Raw genomic sequence first — 16,313 nt, 5'->3', positions numbered from 1 at the left:
TACAACTCCCTTCCAATCACAAAGATATTAAAATTCACATTCATGAAGCCCAAAGTTATTCAAGCCTGATTTTAGGATCGATATATATGTAACATATATCAACTATCAGATTTAGAACAATAAAAGCCAGGGCTACTACCAATATATATCCCTGAATTACAGGAAAATCTTTTGCCTTTATACTTTCAACTGCATATTTCCCAATGCCATTCCATGAAAATATAGTTTCACATACAAAATTACCTGCAACCAGCGATCCAAAATTACTTCCAACAAGAGTCATACAGGGAAGTACTGCATTTTTCAATCCATGCTTGATAATTACAGCACTTTCGCTTAAACCTTTTGCACGTGCAGCTTTCATATAATCACAGTTAATTATTTCAATAAGGTTTGCCCTAAGCAATCTGGTATATGCAGCTGCATAGCCAATACTGAGAGTGAAAGCCGGCAAAAAAATATTTCGAATTTTATCACCTGCTATTACAGGAAATACATTTAAATATACTGCAAAAAAATATAACAACAGCAGTCCCAACCAAAAATCAGGAATTGTAACTCCTATTGTAGAAATAACCCGTAAAAAGTGGTCAATCCATTTATTCCTGTATCTGACAGATACAACAGCCATCAGAAGTGCTATCACTATGGATAATAATGCTGCACAAAGGGCTAATTTTAGTGTAGCCGGAAATCTGGATAATATTTCATCAAGAACTGGCTGCTTGCTCCTATATGACACTCCCAGGTCAAGGCTGCAAACCTTGCCAAGCCATCTCAAGTATTGCACATAAAGCGGCTTATCCAGTCCAAGTTCTTTATTAACCGCTTTGACATTCTCTGAATTTACCTGTCCACCCTCATTTACAATTGTGATTTCCGCTGAATTTCCTGCTGATAAATTACTTAGAACAAATGCTCCTATTGAAACTATTATAAGGATTGGAACAACCTGCAGCATACGTTTCATAATATATTTAGCTTTCACTGATTCACCCCCTTCAAATGAAGCCTTACTTTATATTCAGCAAGTTTTATGCCAATTATTTTTATGGCATTTCCAATACTTATATTTAAAAAAGTATCATATTGATAAAATTGGAGTATCATATCGATAAAATTTTATCAATATGATACTCCTAAATCAACCCACACTTTTTATAAATTTCAGTAATAATATGACTTTTAAACTCCATATAACCTGTCTTAATTATTTTTTTATTGCCGATACAAGCAGCATCATTGGTCTGCGTAATTCATCCAACATTCCAGGAACAGTATTGAGTAAGTTATGTGCAGGTTTAGGCTCAACAACACCTTTTATTTCAAATCCTGATTTTATTAGGCTGTTTAAGTATGTTGTCAATGTTCTATGATATTTTATAATTTCCTCGCCTAGAAAATTGGCCTTACGCATACCCTCTGTAAAATAATTGTCAACTGGCCAGTGCATGATATTACCGCTATCATCGTAATGCCAGTCCTGAGGTCCCTGGGCAGTAAAAACAGGATGCTCTACAGAAAATATAAATTCTCCTCCATTTGAAATGCATTTGTTTATCTTGTCTAAAACATCTTCAAATGATTGAACATAATGAAGAGCCAGGGAACTGATAACAACATCAAAGGAATTATTAGGGAAATCAATGTCTTCTATCGGCATACGTATATACTGTATATATTTTGATTTTGTTTTGTCCCTTGCTTCATTTAGCATCTTTTGTGAAATATCAATTCCAATAACTGACTTTGCGCCATTCTCTATGGCAAACCGGCAATGCCATCCAAAACCACAGCCTAAATCCAAAACTTTCTTGCCATGAAAGTCAGGCAGCATTTTTCTTAATTCATGCCACTCCCCAGCAGCTTCAAGCCCCTTCTTTGAACGATCCATATTCCTATATTTTTCAAAGAAAATTTTATCATCATATTTATTTTGTTTCATTTTGATATCTCCATTCTATTTTACTTCCAATTCCACAGCTAAAAGATTATAGTAATACACATAAGTCCAATTTGAACTAGATTGATTATTGTGAAGTTCATAACGGAAAGTATAAAAGTTTTGCTTTTTACCGGATTGCTGCAAAACATTTTAATATTTTTATCAACCATAAAAAATGTAAATAGTGACATTAAAAATATTTTGGGCAAGACCCCGATTACAATTAAAAATATTATTGCTGCATATATAATATAATACATGAATTTGAACAATAGGAGTGAATTTTTCCTTCCAATATAATATGCAAGAGTATATCTATCGTTTGCAGTGTCTTTTGATAAGTCACATATATTATTGGCAAGCATTATATTGAAAATACCATTTATACATGATATTGAAATCAGGAAAATATATATAATTTCAATAATGTTTATACTCAAGTTCAACATTCCACTGTTATATGAGAACAAAATAATATTGCTGTCGAATGTATTTATATATATCGACAAAAATACTATTACAAACCCCATGAAAAATCCTGAAAATATTTCTCCAAGAGGCATTCTTGATATTGGTACGGGGCCAAAAGTATAGAATATACCTACAGAAAAAGAAGCTGCTCCTATAAAAAATACTATCAAATTTGTATGGATTGTCAGAATTATTCCCGATATAACTGCAATTGCAAGAAGTATTGCTATTAAAGCAAGTGCAGTTGACTCTTTTAATTTTCCCGAGGATATGATTCCTATTTTTTCATCATCTGTACAAACTCTTTTTTTATAGTCACAATAATTGTTTATAGCTGTAGTTGCCATATCAAAACTTATCAGTGAAACAAGCATTATAAAAAAATTGACTGTCCTTAGACTATCATATCTGTATATGGAATAGATAGTACCTAAAAAAAATGGTATAATACTTGCAACTTTTGTTTTGATCTCCACAAATTCTAAAAAATCTTTTAAATTCAAAACGAAAACACCACCCTGGATATTATATAAAAAACCTTAGACTTTCAAAGCCTAAGGCAAAATATTATTCTGAGATACCTACTTTAAGGTCAGCTGTATCTCCCTTTTTTGCATTTTCTATTAGTTTCTCGCTTAATTCCTTGAAAATCTCTGAAGATTCCGTAGCACCTGTTACAGTGTCAACTTTGGAGGCATCCTGCCTATTTACCAGGTCATCTGCCAGTTGTTTGCTGTATTTGACCGGATTCATGCCATTAGTTTTAGCTGACATATTTTTATTATAATCCTGATCTTGAGTTATATATTTTCCTTCCTTGTTTACATAATCATATTTTGCTGAGACAATTTTACCGTCTTTAACTTGAATCTGGACAAATGGCTTCCATCCCTTGCTGTCAAAATTCTGGGCTTCGGCTTTATAATCTCCATCTTTTAATGCCTCTGATTTTTCGGTAGATGTGTTTGATTTATCAGTTTTTTGATCTGTCTGGGTATTTCCTCCGCATCCGGTAAAAAGTGCAATAATCATTAAAGCTGAAATAATTATACTTAAAAAAGACCTTTTTCTCATATATGCTCCACCTTTCCAATTTTAAAACGTTTTACTTTCACACTTAAATTATACTACAACTTGTACAAGTTATACAGTAAAAAGACAATTTTCCTAATTCACAAAAACTCTACAAATTTTGTAGACATGTCCACAAAATAAATGTAAAATTCTAAGTATAAAACATTATCAAGGGAAGTGCTTTTATGGATAAAAATATAAGTATTATTATTTTAGGAGCAGGATATTCTGGAATACGTACAGCCCAAAAATTAAATATGAAATACAGGAACAATACCAATATCGAAATTATATTGATTGACAGACAACCCTTTCATACTTTGATGACTGAATTGCATGAAGTGGCTGGAGGGAGGGTTTCTGAAGATTCCGTCAAAATTCCACTTAATAGAATCTTTCACAGATCCAGTGTAAAAGTTGTTAATGCCTGTGTAGAGAATATAGACATGGAAAAAAACACTGTCAAAACCAACAATGAAAATTATACATATGATTATCTCGTAATAAGCACAGGTGCCGAACCTGCATTTTTCGACATACCCGGTGTAGAGGAAAATGGATTTACACTCTGGTCATTAAAAGATGCCATAAAAATACGGAATCACATTATAGATATGTTTAAAAGAGCCTCCATGGAAACAGACTCAACTGCAAGAAGAAGAATGCTCAATTTCATAGTTGCCGGTTCCGGTTTCACAGGAGTGGAAATGGCAGGAGAACTTTCAGAATGGAAAACAAGCCTTTCGAAAAAATACAGTGTAGATGAAAATGAAGTAAACTTGATGCTTGTGGAAGCGCAGCCAGATATATTAAATCTGTTCGATAAAGATCAATCTGCAAAGGCAGAATCCTATATGATAAAACACGATATTAAAATACTAAAGAATTCTCCAATCACAAAAGTCGGCAGGGACAGCATAGAATTAAAAAATGGGAGCATAATACAGACAAATACACTCATATGGACATGCGGAATACATGCCAGCGAACAAGTTTCCCGTTATGGACTTGAAACCGGTAAATCCGGAAGAATTAAAACCAACTCCAAAATGCAGGTGCTTGGAAAAGACAATATATATGCTGGTGGAGATACAAGTTATTATGAATACGATAATGGAAAAGCTATTCCTCAAATAGTTGAAACTGCACTTCAGTCAGGTGAAACAATAGCTAAAAATATAATTTCCCAGATAGAAAATACCAAAAGCATTGAATTCAGGCCAAAATACCATGGATTTATGGTTTCACTTGGCGGTAAATACTGTGTGGCCAGTCTATCAGGTATAAAGTTATCCGGATTCTTCGCTGTGCTCATAAAGCATCTGGTGAATTTGCACTATCTGTTCGGATTAAATGGAATAAATGCGTGCTATCATTATTTAATTCATGAATTTTTTTCAATAAAAGACAGCAGATGCCTAATGAGAGGTCACCTTTCCTCAAAAGCAAACAGGCTTTGGCTTCTTCCTTTAAGAATATTTATTGGATGCCTTTGGGTACTTGAGGGGCTGCATAAATTTATAGGAGAAAGCACATGGAATTCACAGGGATTCAGCTCATTAAAAAATGGAATTGCACAGGACAGCTGGATGAAAAGCGGAAATATGAATCTTCCATTTGAATGGCTGCATACAGCTGCAAACTCAGGAGCTACCGAAGCTGTAAAGAATTCATCTTCTACCTCTGCTTCACAGACCCAGCCAATATTCAATCATATACCTGATTTTTACAACTGGATCATGAATATATTCATACCCAATCAGACTGCAGCACTATGGTTCCAAAGGACAGTTGTAATTGCTGAAATACTCATAGGTCTGGCTTTAATTGCAGGATTTTTAACCTTTCTAGCCAGTGCAGCCTCAGTATTTCTTGTAATAAACTTTGTTCTTTCCGCAATGGCAGGTTGGGAAACACTTTGGTACATTTTTGGAGCAATTGCACTCATGGGCGGTGCAGGAAGAACTTTTGGCATGGATTATTTCATAATACCCTGGATTCGTGATAAAATAAGCAATTGGAGATTTGGCAAAAATATTCCGATGTATCGGCAGTAATTTCAAATATATACTCAAGGGGTCTTACTTATATGGATAAACTGTGGGATAACTATAGAATTGTAAAAAGTGAACTTGAATCTGTAGTTGAGTTCATGAATAAAAACTCCAAATGCAAGGACAAGAAAATAGAGAAGGCCATCAGGGATCTGATTTATTCCAGCGGAAAGATGCTGCGGCCGGCTTTCGTAATAATATCCTCCCATTTCGGAGATCATGATTTGAAAAGAACAGTACCGCTTGCTTCCGTAATAGAATTTTTCCATATGGCAACCCTGGTGCATGATGACATAATAGACGATTCGAAATTGAGACGCGGCAAAGAAAGTGTACAATCGAAATATGGAAAAGATTATGCTGTTTATATAGGAGATTATATATTCTGCCTGTGCTTCAAAATACTTGCTTCTATGACTTCCTTGAAAAATATAGAAATCAACAGCAACTCAATGTCAAAAATCTGTATAGGCGAAATAGATCAGTTCAACTCAAAATTTGAGAGTTCTATTTCAGTTAAAAATTATTTGAACAGAATTTCAGGAAAAACTGCTGAATTATTTTCTCTGGCACTTTATATAGGTGCCGCAGAAAGCGGCTGCAGTGATGCCCTATGCAGACAATTTTGGAGAATTGGACATAATATAGGGATGTCTTTTCAAATAATAGATGACATTTTGGATTATACAGGTGATGAAACCTCTCTTAGAAAATCACCTTCTTCAGATATAAGCCAGGGAATATTTACCATTCCTTTCATATACGCCGCAATGGAAGATAAGAACTCATTTAAACCTTACCTTTCAAAAAAATACTTTTCAGATGAAGACGTCCGTAATTTGATATATATTGTAAAGCAGCACAATGGTATAGAAAGATCTATTGAACTGGCTTCAAAATACACAAGAAAGGCTCTTGGTATGATAGATAAATTACCTGAAAACAATTATAAACATATTTTCAAGGATATAACAGAACATCTTTTGAAAAGATATTATTGATTATTGCCTGAATTTTTTCACGGATAAATTAATATACTTATTTATGTACTTCGTTCCATGTATTGGTATATATTGTTAAAAAAACTTGAGTTTCTGCTGCATTTAATGTTATAATAGAAACCAATGTTATTTTTTCATATAGGGCTGCCTGATAATTTAGTCCTATAATCAGGTATAGGGAGGAAAATAAATGAGGAAAAAAGCGTTATCTGCGATTATGATTCTGGCATTCACTGTCATGATAAACAGCAGTGTATTTGCTTCATCAAATGAATTAAAACAAACACAAGATAACAAAGCAAAATTGCAAACAAAAGTCAAACAGCTAAATACACAAATCAATTCTGTTATAGATAAAATTGACCAGAATAAAAAATCCATGAACAATATAGCTAGAAACATTCAAACTACTGAAAAAAAGTTAAAAGTTATAGAAGATAGTTCTGAAGTTCAAAACAAGTTATTCAAAAAACGTGCAAGGGCGATGTATATGAGCGGTATAGGAGGATATGCAGAAATTCTTTTGACATCCAACAATATAAACGATTTTATTTCCAGAGTAGATACAATATCTAAAATAATGAAATTTGATAAAAATATTTTAGACAACCTCAAAAGAAACCAGGAAATTATATCATCCCAAAAGATGGCTCTAGTTTCTGAAAAAGAAAAGCTCAATGCTTTAAAAACGGCAAATGAAGCTACTCTGGCAAAATTGGGTTCAGAGATAAGTACTCAGAAGAAACTTCTTGCACAGGAATCAAAAAAAGAAAGTGACTTGATTGCTGAAGAAAATTCCAGACAATTAGCTCTAAATACCATGCACAATACAATGTCAAGCAGATTATCCCGTGGAGGATCTATTTCTGTTACAAGCTCGGGTTCCTTTACTGTTAATGCGACTGCATATTGTGATGGAGGAATTACTGCTTCGGGAATGTCCACAAGAAAGGGTATAATAGCTGTTGATCCACGAGTTATACCGCTGGGATCAAGAGTTTACATTGAAGGCTACGGATATGCCATAGCAGCCGATACAGGAGGTGCAATTCGCGGAAACAGGATAGATTTGTTTTTCCCTTCCAGATCCGATGCCCAAAGCTGGGGAATGAGGTCTGTCAAAATTCATATACTTAATTAAAACAATTAATCTGTCAGCATAAATATGCTGTAATAAGTATAGAGTACTTTGCATAAAACAACCCGGCAATTCAAATTACCGGGTTGTTTTTAAGTATATAAAACTATCTATACATTATACTTTGAACATCCACTGCATCCGGAAGGCGGATCTATAAACGGCTTCAATTCCAAACCTCTTCCCATATTTTCATCACTGGACAAAATTGAAAATCCACCACATACATTTATTACATCTCTTGCAACAATAAAGTTAATGTCCTTAATTTTATCTGAAATATCATCATCCTCCAATTGTCCAACATCAATATTAAATACCGGTCCGCCGCAATTTGTCCCCAAGTACCTTATTCTCAAGTTATAATCCTGTACATTACTGGAATCCAAGAAACTCTTAAACTCATCATAAGCTTTATCACTTATTCTCATAAATTTCATAGCGATAACCTCCTCCAACTTTAATACAATCACATGATAATTTAGTAATTATTATATCATCATTTTTATTATTTACCAAATATTTTTTAACCAATATTGATAATTTATTTTATTTCTCCGTGATTTTCATGGTTATCTACTTTAACTATGGAATTATTTTCATCTACAAACACTACTATTGGATTATAGTCCCTGGCTTCATTTTGATCCATCTGACAATAAGTCATCAAGATAACTTTGTCACCAGGCTGTACATATCTTGCAGCTGCTCCATTCAGACAAATTGTCCTGCTGTCCTTCTTTCCAGCTATCACATAGGTCTCAATTCTGCTTCCATTATTTATATTCACAACCTGAATTTTTTCATATTCAAGTATATTTGCACTTTCCATTAATCTTCTGTCAATCGTTATACTTCCAACATAATTCAGATTTGCCTCCGTAACCGTTGCCCTGTGAATTTTTGATTTAAGCATGTTTAACTGCATAATTATCCTCCCTGGTCATTAGTTTTTCTGTATTTTAAAGGTAAAATTATCTATTAGCCTTACTTTACCTATATAGACAGCTATTGCAATTAAAACAGTCCTGTCAATATTTAAAACCGGTTTTAAATTCAGGCTGTCAACCACTTCAACATAATCTACTCTGGCAAGTGGTTCCGAATTCAATTTTTCAACAATCACTTTTTTTATATTATCGGCATTTCTCTCTCCTGCATTCAAAAACTTTTTTGCCTTGTCAAGACTTCTGTTAAGTATTACAGCCGCCTTTCTCTCATCTTCGGAAAGGTAGGTGTTCCTTGAACTCCTGGCAAGTCCATCAGCTTCTCTTACTATAGGGCATCCTACTATTTCAATATCGAAATTGAGATCTCTAACCATTCTTTTTATAACTGCAAGCTGCTGTGCATCTTTTTCTCCAAAATAGGCCTTATCCGGGGTTACAATATTAAAAAATTTTGAAACGACAAGGCAAACCCCGCCAAAATGAACAGGTCGTCTTGCGCCACACAGTCCTTCAGTCAGCCCATTTACATTGACAACTGTGCTTGAATCTTCATAATACATGGTTGAAGGCTCTGGATTAAAAATCAAATTTGCTCCTGCACCTTCACAAAGTTCCGCATCCCTCTTTATATCCCTTGGATAAGTCTTAAAATCTTCATTTGGTCCAAACTGGGTAGGGTTCACAAATACACTTACAACAACCCTGTCATTTTCTGAAACCGCCCTTTTAATGAGACTTTCATGTCCCTCATGCAAAAAACCCATGGTAGTAACAAGTCCAATGGTAAATCCCTGCTTTCTCCATGTCTTGACCTGACTTCTTACTTCATCTATTTCATGTACTGTATTCATAACTTTCATTCTCCTTCTTATATCTAGTGTACAAAGTACTACAATTTATCTATGATGCTGTCATCTATTTTAAAACTATGTTCCTCATCAGGGAAACTTCCACTTTTAACTTCTTCTATATAATCTTTAAATGCCCCTCTTACAATCTGTCCGGCATTTGCATAGTATTTCACAAATTTAGGCTTGAAATCATTGAAAAGTCCAAGCATGTCCTGATATACAAGTATTTGTCCATCACAGTATTTGCCTGCACCTATTCCTATAGTCGGTACTGACACAGATTCGGTAATAATTTTCGCCAGTTTGTACGGAATGCCTTCAAGTACAATAGAAAACACACCTGCATCCTCCAATTTTTTTGCATCCTCTATTATTTTTCTGGCATTCATTTCGTTTTTCCCCTGGACCTTGAATCCCCCAAATATATTTATAGACTGAGGTGTAAGCCCAATATGTCCCATTACCGGAATTTGTGATTTTACAATAGCCTTTACCTGTTCATAAACAGAAGCTCCACCTTCAAGCTTTACAGCACCTGCCTGTCCTTCCTGTATAATCCTTCCTGCATTTTTTACTGCATCATATACAGAACTCTGATATGACATAAATGGCATATCTCCAACTACAAGAGCATTTTTTGCCCCTCTTGAAACTGCCCTTATATGGTGCAGCATGTCTTCCATGGTTACACTTAAGGTATCCTTATAGCCAAGACAGACCATTCCAAGTGAATCACCAACCAGAATACCGTCAATGCCAGATTCGTCTACAAGCTTTGCCATTGAATAGTCATAGGCCGTAAGCATGGTGATTTTTTCACTTTTGCGCTTTGCATCCATAAAAGTTGAAACACCTTTTTTCATCATCTTTTTACCTCCAAATTCTTTTTGACCAGCGTATAATCATTTCCCCCGTGTTTTTTTTCAGATAATTTAACCAGATTCATGGACAAATGCCTGTACAATTCTATGTCTTCATTTGGTATGACATCAAGATGATGCTTCAAAGTCTCAATGTCCCTCCGTTCAACAGGCCCTGTAAGAGCACCGGTAAAACCTGTCTCTTTTATATTGGATATGTTGCTTTCAATCAAAGGCATAAGTGCATTTATACAATCTTTTTCATCAATTCCACACTCTTTCAAATACTCACATCCTATATTTAAAAGTGAAAGTACCAAATTCGAGACTGTGACATTTGCAAGATGGTATAGAGATTTTTTTGTTTTATCAAGCAAAAGTACTCTATTTCCCATATGTTTGAAAATAGAAATCAATGTTACCAAATATTTAGAATCACCTTCGATTGAAAAATAAATTTTTTTTAAAACCTTATAAGTACTGAATCTGTCTGAAAAAGCACACATCGGATGGATAGAATATCCGAACGCTCCTGAAGTGTTAATATCTGAAAAGATGGATGAAGATAAGGAACCACTTGAATGGCATATAATCTTACCCTTGAGGTTATACTTTCTAATTTGATTCCAAATTTTCTTTATAATGTCATCGGGAGTAGTTATAAAAATAACATTACAATTTTCAATAAATTTACTTAATTCCATATAAAAATTTGTATGTGTAAATTCAGCTGCTTCTTTTGCTGAATCTACATTTCTGCTATAATAACCTTTTACATTTAATCCGTTGATAGTAAAATACTTGCCCAAGCTTACGCCTACTCTTCCGGCACCAATAAAACCAATACTCGACTTCACAGCATCACCGTCGCTTTCGTAGTAAATAGCTTATACTTACCCCCATTTGACCTTAATATTAAATTAATAACACTTTTGGTGCAGTTCAAAACGATACTACCCATGTTAATTTTATCACATGTTGATTTCGTGTTCAAATATTTATTTTGCTTAAATTCTAACCTGTCTTTCAACTTTTCCACCATTTATAATATTTATCTTGCCGCTGTACTCTACTCTATTTATATTACACTCCCTTCCTATGGTAATATTTTTTCCCCTAACTATATCAGCTGTAGTTCCTTCAAGATATATGTCATCTCCCTCTATGGATTCGACAACAAGTTCTTTTTTATAAAAAAATGCGGACCTTAAAAGCTTTCCTACTATTGATTCATCAAATGCTGACATCCTTATATTTATATTTTCTCCCCCTATTTCTCTTGCCACAGATTTTCCATGCAGAACCATATTTATTTGGCCCGCATTTAAAAGTCCTCCAATTCGTATAAATCCATGCGCTTTGAAATTTTCACTTTCGCAATCCCCTTTTACATTTATTCCTCCTGATATTTCTACTTCTTCCGCATATAAATTTCCACCTACACTGCTACTTCCAGATATCTTCATCTTTGCAATTTTCGCATCTTCTGAAACACTGGATGATCCGCTTGCTTTAAACTCATCAGCCTTTTCTATATTTCCTTCAACCTTCATGGAACCGCTTATATCTATTCTATCCGATTTAATATTTCCTTTTATTCTGCCTGATCCACTAAACTTGATGTCCCCATTTACCACCACACTTCCCTGTATTTCACCAGACCCGCTTACCTTCAAAAATTTACAGTCTATATCCCCATTGATTTTTCCCGAACCGCTAATTTTCACTTCATTATATATTCCTCCTCCAACACTTCCCGAACCTGAAATCTTAAGATCTTTTCTTTCTTCCATTTTAAAACAGCTCCTCAATTTTTAATTTCAGCTTTTCTATAACTTTACCAATATCCAGTCTCATAATTACCTTGGATAAATTATCAAAACAAATCTCATTTGGAAGCAGTGAAATAAAACACACTCCCACCCCAATTTTCCTCACAAAAACTATCTCACAATTTCTGCCGGAATATTTGTTGTAATTGTCCTGTAAGGTCTGAATTACAATTTTACTTTCCTCCACTGATATATTACCTACTGTAAGAAATTCCTGCAGTATATCCATGTATAATACTTCATTAAATGAATAAATAGAAAAATCAGCATTAAAATCACTATACATTTTCAAAACATTTTTCATAATAATGCCTTTTTCAATAAGATCATCATGAGAAATTTTAATATTTGAAACTCTATTAGAAAAAATTTGTGCCATATCATCCAAGGATATATCATCCTTCATACTTTTTATTCTCTCTATTCTACCAAGCATTTCTTCTCTTGGGAAAAAAGTTTCCTGACCTGTAAAAGAAGATTTTTTTATAAACCATTCCTCGGGTATCAATTTTTTCCGTTTCCATCTATAAAGCTGTCCATAAGATATATTACTTAATTCCAGAAGTTCTTTTTTAGAAATTAAATTTTCCTCCATAAATCTCACTCCTTAATAATAGTGTAACATAACATTGTTATGTTGTAAATGAGTGTTTGTATTTTGGTAATTTACTTATAAAGAAGGAAATGACAAAAAAACATATAGATCTTGTATACGGCGATTCTTCCACTGGACTCATGGGTGAAATTTCAGACGAGGTATATAAAAATGGCGGGAATACTATACTCCGCCATGGAAATGAAACTAACTCCAAGTTTTAATCCATACAAAATTATAATTGAACCACAGACTACATTTATAAATCGTATTATTTTTTTATTGAATCTATATTTGAAGGTACTTACAACAGTTGTCAACATAAAAAACCATATAATTGAAGCTGCACATACTCCCATTATAAAAAAATTGGCATCATATAATGCAAGTGAGCTCCTGAATCCTCCAAGCAAAAGTGATCCATCAATAATAGCCTGTGGATTCATCCATGTCACAACAAAGCTTGCAATCACTATTTTTGTAAAATTATCATCTGTATATTTTCCTTTAATACAGGTGGATTTATCCATTATAAGCTTTATACCGATACACACAACAGCAATGGATCCAGCAAACAAAATAATTAGTTTAACATATATTGACCTCTCAATTATGGAACCAATTCCAAAAAAACATGCTATGGCAAGTGAACAGTCAAAAAACACAATGGCTGCTGCTGTCATACAGGCTCTAAGTCTCCTATTGTTCAAGGCTGAATTTATTACATACATATTTTGCATTCCTATTGGAGCAGTATAGGCAAATCCCAATATCAATCCATGGAAAAAATTCTCTACTGACATAATTCCCTCCTGTCGATCTTTTTTCTTTAATTATATTAAGTATCTGCCTATATGTCTGCAACCAAATTTTAAAAATTCAACCCAACCAAAGATTTAACCTCGGCAGGATTTAATCATACTCCTAACTATATCAGACAGTTTTTTCAAAGCAAACTCCATTTGAGAATATGAGGCATATGAATAGGAAATTCTTATAAAGGAGTTCTTTGAAAAATCATATATACTGCCAGGATTTATAAGTATTCCCTGTTTACATGCATAGGAAAAGAGCTTGTCTACTGATATTCCAGAATTTATTTTCATCCATATATAAAAGCCGCCGCTGGGTCTTGTCCATGTTGCTATATCATGAAAATACTTCTTCAGCATATAAAGCGCATTATCTCTTCTATTTTTTATATCCTTGCGAAGTTCATCCATGTATTTATCATACAGTCCGCTGGACATCCATTCCGCTATAGCGATCTGTGAAATTGAGCTTGCTCCATAATCATTCTGCATTTTTATATCTCCAAGACGTTCTATAACAGGTTCAGGTCCTATAATCCATCCTATTCTGAATCCAGGTGCCAGTGATTTCGACACAGTTCCCATATACAGCACCGTTCCATTTGTATCCATTGATTTTAATGGATACGGCGGAACTTCATCTATCCAAAGTTCCCTGTATGCATCGTCTTCTATAATTGGTATCCTGTTTATCATACATACATCCATCAATTTTTTTCTCCTGCTTAACGGCATAACTACACCAGTAGGATTATGATAGGTCGGTATAGAATACAGCAGTGATGTATTACGATCAATTGAATTAACAAGTTCCTCTATTTTTATACCACGATGATCCATTGGAACGCCTTTCAGGTTTATTCCTGAAGATTGAAAAATGCGAAGTGATTTCAAATATGACGGTTTTTCCACTATTACCGTGGAATCCACCTGCAAAATCCCCGTGGAAATCAGTTGAAGTGCCTGAAGAGATCCTGATACAATTAAAATGGATTCTGGAGAAGCATTTATTCCAATTTTTTTTACATATTCACCTATTATCTTTCTAAGATACAAGGAGCCTTTGGGCTCTTCATATCCAAGAGAATATATCTTATCTGAAATTCTGTTCATTATCTTTTTCATCATATCACATGGAAACAGCTCCGGAGAAAGTTCTCCAGTTCCAATACGAATTATGTCATTTTGAAATTCAAGTTTGTTTATAATCTGAATTGTACGTAAATTCGGCTTATAAATACCATACTTTATATAACTGTCCCAGTCAGGCCTGTTAATCGATGCCAGTAATGACCATGTATTATTTACAACTACAGTTCCTCTGCCTCCCTTTCCATCTATAAGTCCTTCTGATTTTAGCTCATTCAGTGCTTCTATTACCGTACTCCTGTTTACATTGAAATTTTTTGCCATTTCTCTCTGTGTGGGGAGTTTTTTACCTATAGTCCATTGCCCCGTAGATATTTTTTCTCTTATATACATAATTATCTGTTTATATATGGGAACAAGTGATTTTTTATCGGGAATCCATTTTTCTGTATCTTTATGCAAGTTGAACTCCTCCTCTACTCCCCAATTATCTTGAAATGATATTTCTACCACTTTTCGTAATGAACTATATCCTCAAGCTTCTTTCTTGGTCTCTGTTCCGGTGATTCATCCGGATATCCAATTACAAGTACGGCTACAACATATTTACTTTCAGGTACATTCAAAACAGGTCTTATATCCTTCTGGGTAAACCATGCAACCCAACAGGCCCCCAGTCCCAACTCCTGTGCCTCGAGGACAATATGCTCCGATGCAATTGCAGTATCCCTGATTATCTGTTTAACTTCCTCTTCAGGACTTGTTTCATCTATATTAGAATTTTCTCCATCTCCAATTCTAGATTCCATATCACCTACACAGGCTACAAATAATGGCGCAGTTGTCATCCACTGCTGATTGTGGCACACCCTAGAAATCTTTTCCCTCATATCTTGCGACTTTATCACAATAAACCGCCAGGGCTGGGTATTGCTGCCCGACGGTGCCAGCCTTGCACTTTCCAGCAGCCGTTTTATATTATCATCACTGACTGCCTTATCCTTGTATTTTCTTATACTTCTGCGTATTTCAATTTCCCTCATCAATCGAAGCCACTCCTTTTTACCATAGCAGGCAATCACAATTTATCACCTGCTATTATTTAGTACAAACTAATCTGGATAATTTAATCTTTCATCAGATATATCTGACAATACATCGTCAAGATATTTCCTACCCCAGTATTTGGCCATAGGAAGATTCATGTCCAGATAATTACCGCAGTCTTTTGCCGCAGCTCCAGGTACATCTCCCTCGAAGTCTGCAATAAATCTATACATTTCCTTCAATAAACCTACTATATCCTTTGATTCATAATCTCCACCAAGAATAAGATAGAATCCTGTTCTGCAGCCCATTGGTCCGAAATATACTGTTTTAGAAGCAAAGTCCTTGTGATTTCTCAAAAAAGTTGCACCCAGATGTTCGATAGTATGAACTTCTGCAGTATTCATGACAGGCTCATCATTCGGGCTGGTCATTCTTATATCAAAAGTAGTAATAACTGTATCTCCAAATTTATCCTTTCTTGAAACATATACACCCGGTTTAAGCTTGAGGTGGTTAACTGTAAAACTTGCTATCTTTTCCATTAAAATTACCTCCTGTAAAAATGATTGTCGTGCTCTATACATTAATATT

18 protein-coding genes are annotated in these 16,313 nt (G+C 34.4%); 3 read left to right on the top strand and 15 right to left on the bottom strand.

Annotated elements, in window-relative coordinates; all coding sequences use genetic code 11:
- Nucleotides 1-55: 55 nt before the first annotated feature.
- The 4 genes from nikB to LKE46_RS05780 form a co-directional block, all read right to left on the bottom strand.
- Nucleotides 56-988, bottom strand: coding sequence for a nickel ABC transporter permease (gene nikB / locus LKE46_RS05795; RefSeq protein ID WP_291719283.1), 933 nt, complete (start codon nt 986-988; stop codon nt 56-58).
- Between the two features lie 222 nt (nt 989-1,210).
- Nucleotides 1,211-1,945, bottom strand: coding sequence for a class I SAM-dependent methyltransferase (locus LKE46_RS05790; protein ID WP_291719281.1), 735 nt, complete (start codon nt 1,943-1,945; stop codon nt 1,211-1,213).
- 38 nt (nt 1,946-1,983) lie between these two features.
- Complete coding sequence (locus LKE46_RS05785) at nt 1,984-2,919, bottom strand: 1,4-dihydroxy-2-naphthoate polyprenyltransferase (RefSeq protein WP_291719279.1); 936 nt, start codon at nt 2,917-2,919, stop codon at nt 1,984-1,986.
- 64 nt (nt 2,920-2,983) lie between these two features.
- On the bottom strand, nt 2,984-3,490 hold the full coding sequence (locus LKE46_RS05780; protein ID WP_291719277.1) for an FMN-binding protein: 507 nt from the start codon (nt 3,488-3,490) through the stop codon (nt 2,984-2,986).
- A gap of 185 nt (nt 3,491-3,675) precedes the next feature.
- Between LKE46_RS05780 and LKE46_RS05775 the strand changes: the two genes are divergently transcribed.
- The 3 genes from LKE46_RS05775 (at nt 3,676) to LKE46_RS05765 (ending at nt 7,686) form a co-directional block, all read left to right on the top strand.
- Nucleotides 3,676-5,547 (top strand): FAD-dependent oxidoreductase, encoded by a 1,872-nt coding sequence (locus tag LKE46_RS05775; protein WP_291719275.1) that lies wholly within the window; start codon nt 3,676-3,678, stop codon nt 5,545-5,547.
- 32 nt (nt 5,548-5,579) lie between these two features.
- A complete protein-coding gene (locus LKE46_RS05770) occupies nt 5,580-6,545 on the top strand; it encodes a polyprenyl synthetase family protein (protein WP_291719273.1) in 966 nt (321 codons plus the stop codon).
- 190 nt (nt 6,546-6,735) lie between these two features.
- Entirely contained in the window at nt 6,736-7,686 is a 951-nt protein-coding gene (locus LKE46_RS05765) for a 3D domain-containing protein (protein WP_291719270.1), read from the top strand.
- A 107-nt stretch (nt 7,687-7,793) separates the two neighbouring features.
- On the opposite strand, the gene LKE46_RS05760 is transcribed toward LKE46_RS05765, so the two are convergent.
- From LKE46_RS05760 to LKE46_RS05710, 11 genes are all read right to left on the bottom strand, one after another.
- Nucleotides 7,794-8,123 (bottom strand): HesB-like protein, encoded by a 330-nt coding sequence (locus LKE46_RS05760; protein WP_291719268.1) that lies wholly within the window; start codon nt 8,121-8,123, stop codon nt 7,794-7,796.
- Between the two features lie 104 nt (nt 8,124-8,227).
- Nucleotides 8,228-8,611, bottom strand: coding sequence for an aspartate 1-decarboxylase (gene panD, locus LKE46_RS05755; protein ID WP_291719266.1), 384 nt, complete (start codon nt 8,609-8,611; stop codon nt 8,228-8,230).
- A gap of 18 nt (nt 8,612-8,629) precedes the next feature.
- Nucleotides 8,630-9,484, bottom strand: a complete 855-nt coding sequence (gene panC, locus LKE46_RS05750) for a pantoate--beta-alanine ligase (RefSeq protein ID WP_291719264.1) — start codon at nt 9,482-9,484, stop codon at nt 8,630-8,632.
- A 38-nt stretch (nt 9,485-9,522) separates the two neighbouring features.
- Nucleotides 9,523-10,347: a 3-methyl-2-oxobutanoate hydroxymethyltransferase gene (panB, locus tag LKE46_RS05745; protein WP_291725581.1), complete on the bottom strand. Its 825-nt coding sequence runs from the start codon at nt 10,345-10,347 to the stop codon at nt 9,523-9,525.
- Nucleotides 10,347-11,201 carry a Rossmann-like and DUF2520 domain-containing protein gene (locus LKE46_RS05740; protein WP_291719262.1) on the bottom strand — a complete coding sequence of 285 codons (855 nt, stop codon included), beginning with the start codon at nt 11,199-11,201 and terminating at the stop codon, nt 10,347-10,349. Before LKE46_RS05740 ends, panB begins: the two co-directional genes overlap by 1 nt.
- Nucleotides 11,202-11,351: 150 nt before the next feature.
- Entirely contained in the window at nt 11,352-12,137 is a 786-nt protein-coding gene (locus LKE46_RS05735; protein ID WP_291719261.1) for a polymer-forming cytoskeletal protein, read from the bottom strand.
- 1 nt (nt 12,138) lies between these two features.
- Nucleotides 12,139-12,771 (bottom strand): YhbD family protein, encoded by a 633-nt coding sequence (locus LKE46_RS05730; protein WP_291719260.1) that lies wholly within the window; start codon nt 12,769-12,771, stop codon nt 12,139-12,141.
- Between the two features lie 152 nt (nt 12,772-12,923).
- A complete protein-coding gene (locus LKE46_RS05725; protein ID WP_291719259.1) occupies nt 12,924-13,574 on the bottom strand; it encodes a LysE/ArgO family amino acid transporter in 651 nt (216 codons plus the stop codon).
- Nucleotides 13,575-13,667: 93 nt separating this feature from the next.
- Complete coding sequence (locus LKE46_RS05720) at nt 13,668-15,134, bottom strand: PLP-dependent aminotransferase family protein (RefSeq protein WP_291719257.1); 1,467 nt, start codon at nt 15,132-15,134, stop codon at nt 13,668-13,670.
- 44 nt (nt 15,135-15,178) lie between these two features.
- Nucleotides 15,179-15,718: a nitroreductase family protein gene (locus tag LKE46_RS05715; RefSeq protein ID WP_291725580.1), complete on the bottom strand. Its 540-nt coding sequence runs from the start codon at nt 15,716-15,718 to the stop codon at nt 15,179-15,181.
- Nucleotides 15,719-15,784: 66 nt separating this feature from the next.
- Nucleotides 15,785-16,264, bottom strand: coding sequence for an S-ribosylhomocysteine lyase (locus LKE46_RS05710; RefSeq protein WP_291719255.1), 480 nt, complete (start codon nt 16,262-16,264; stop codon nt 15,785-15,787).
- Between the last annotated feature and the right edge of the window lie 49 nt (nt 16,265-16,313).

The sequence above is a fragment of the Clostridium sp. genome, from assembly GCF_022482905.1.
Lineage (GTDB): Bacteria > Bacillota > Clostridia > Clostridiales > Clostridiaceae > Clostridium_B.
This window is presented reverse-complemented; position numbering and strand designations above follow the sequence as displayed.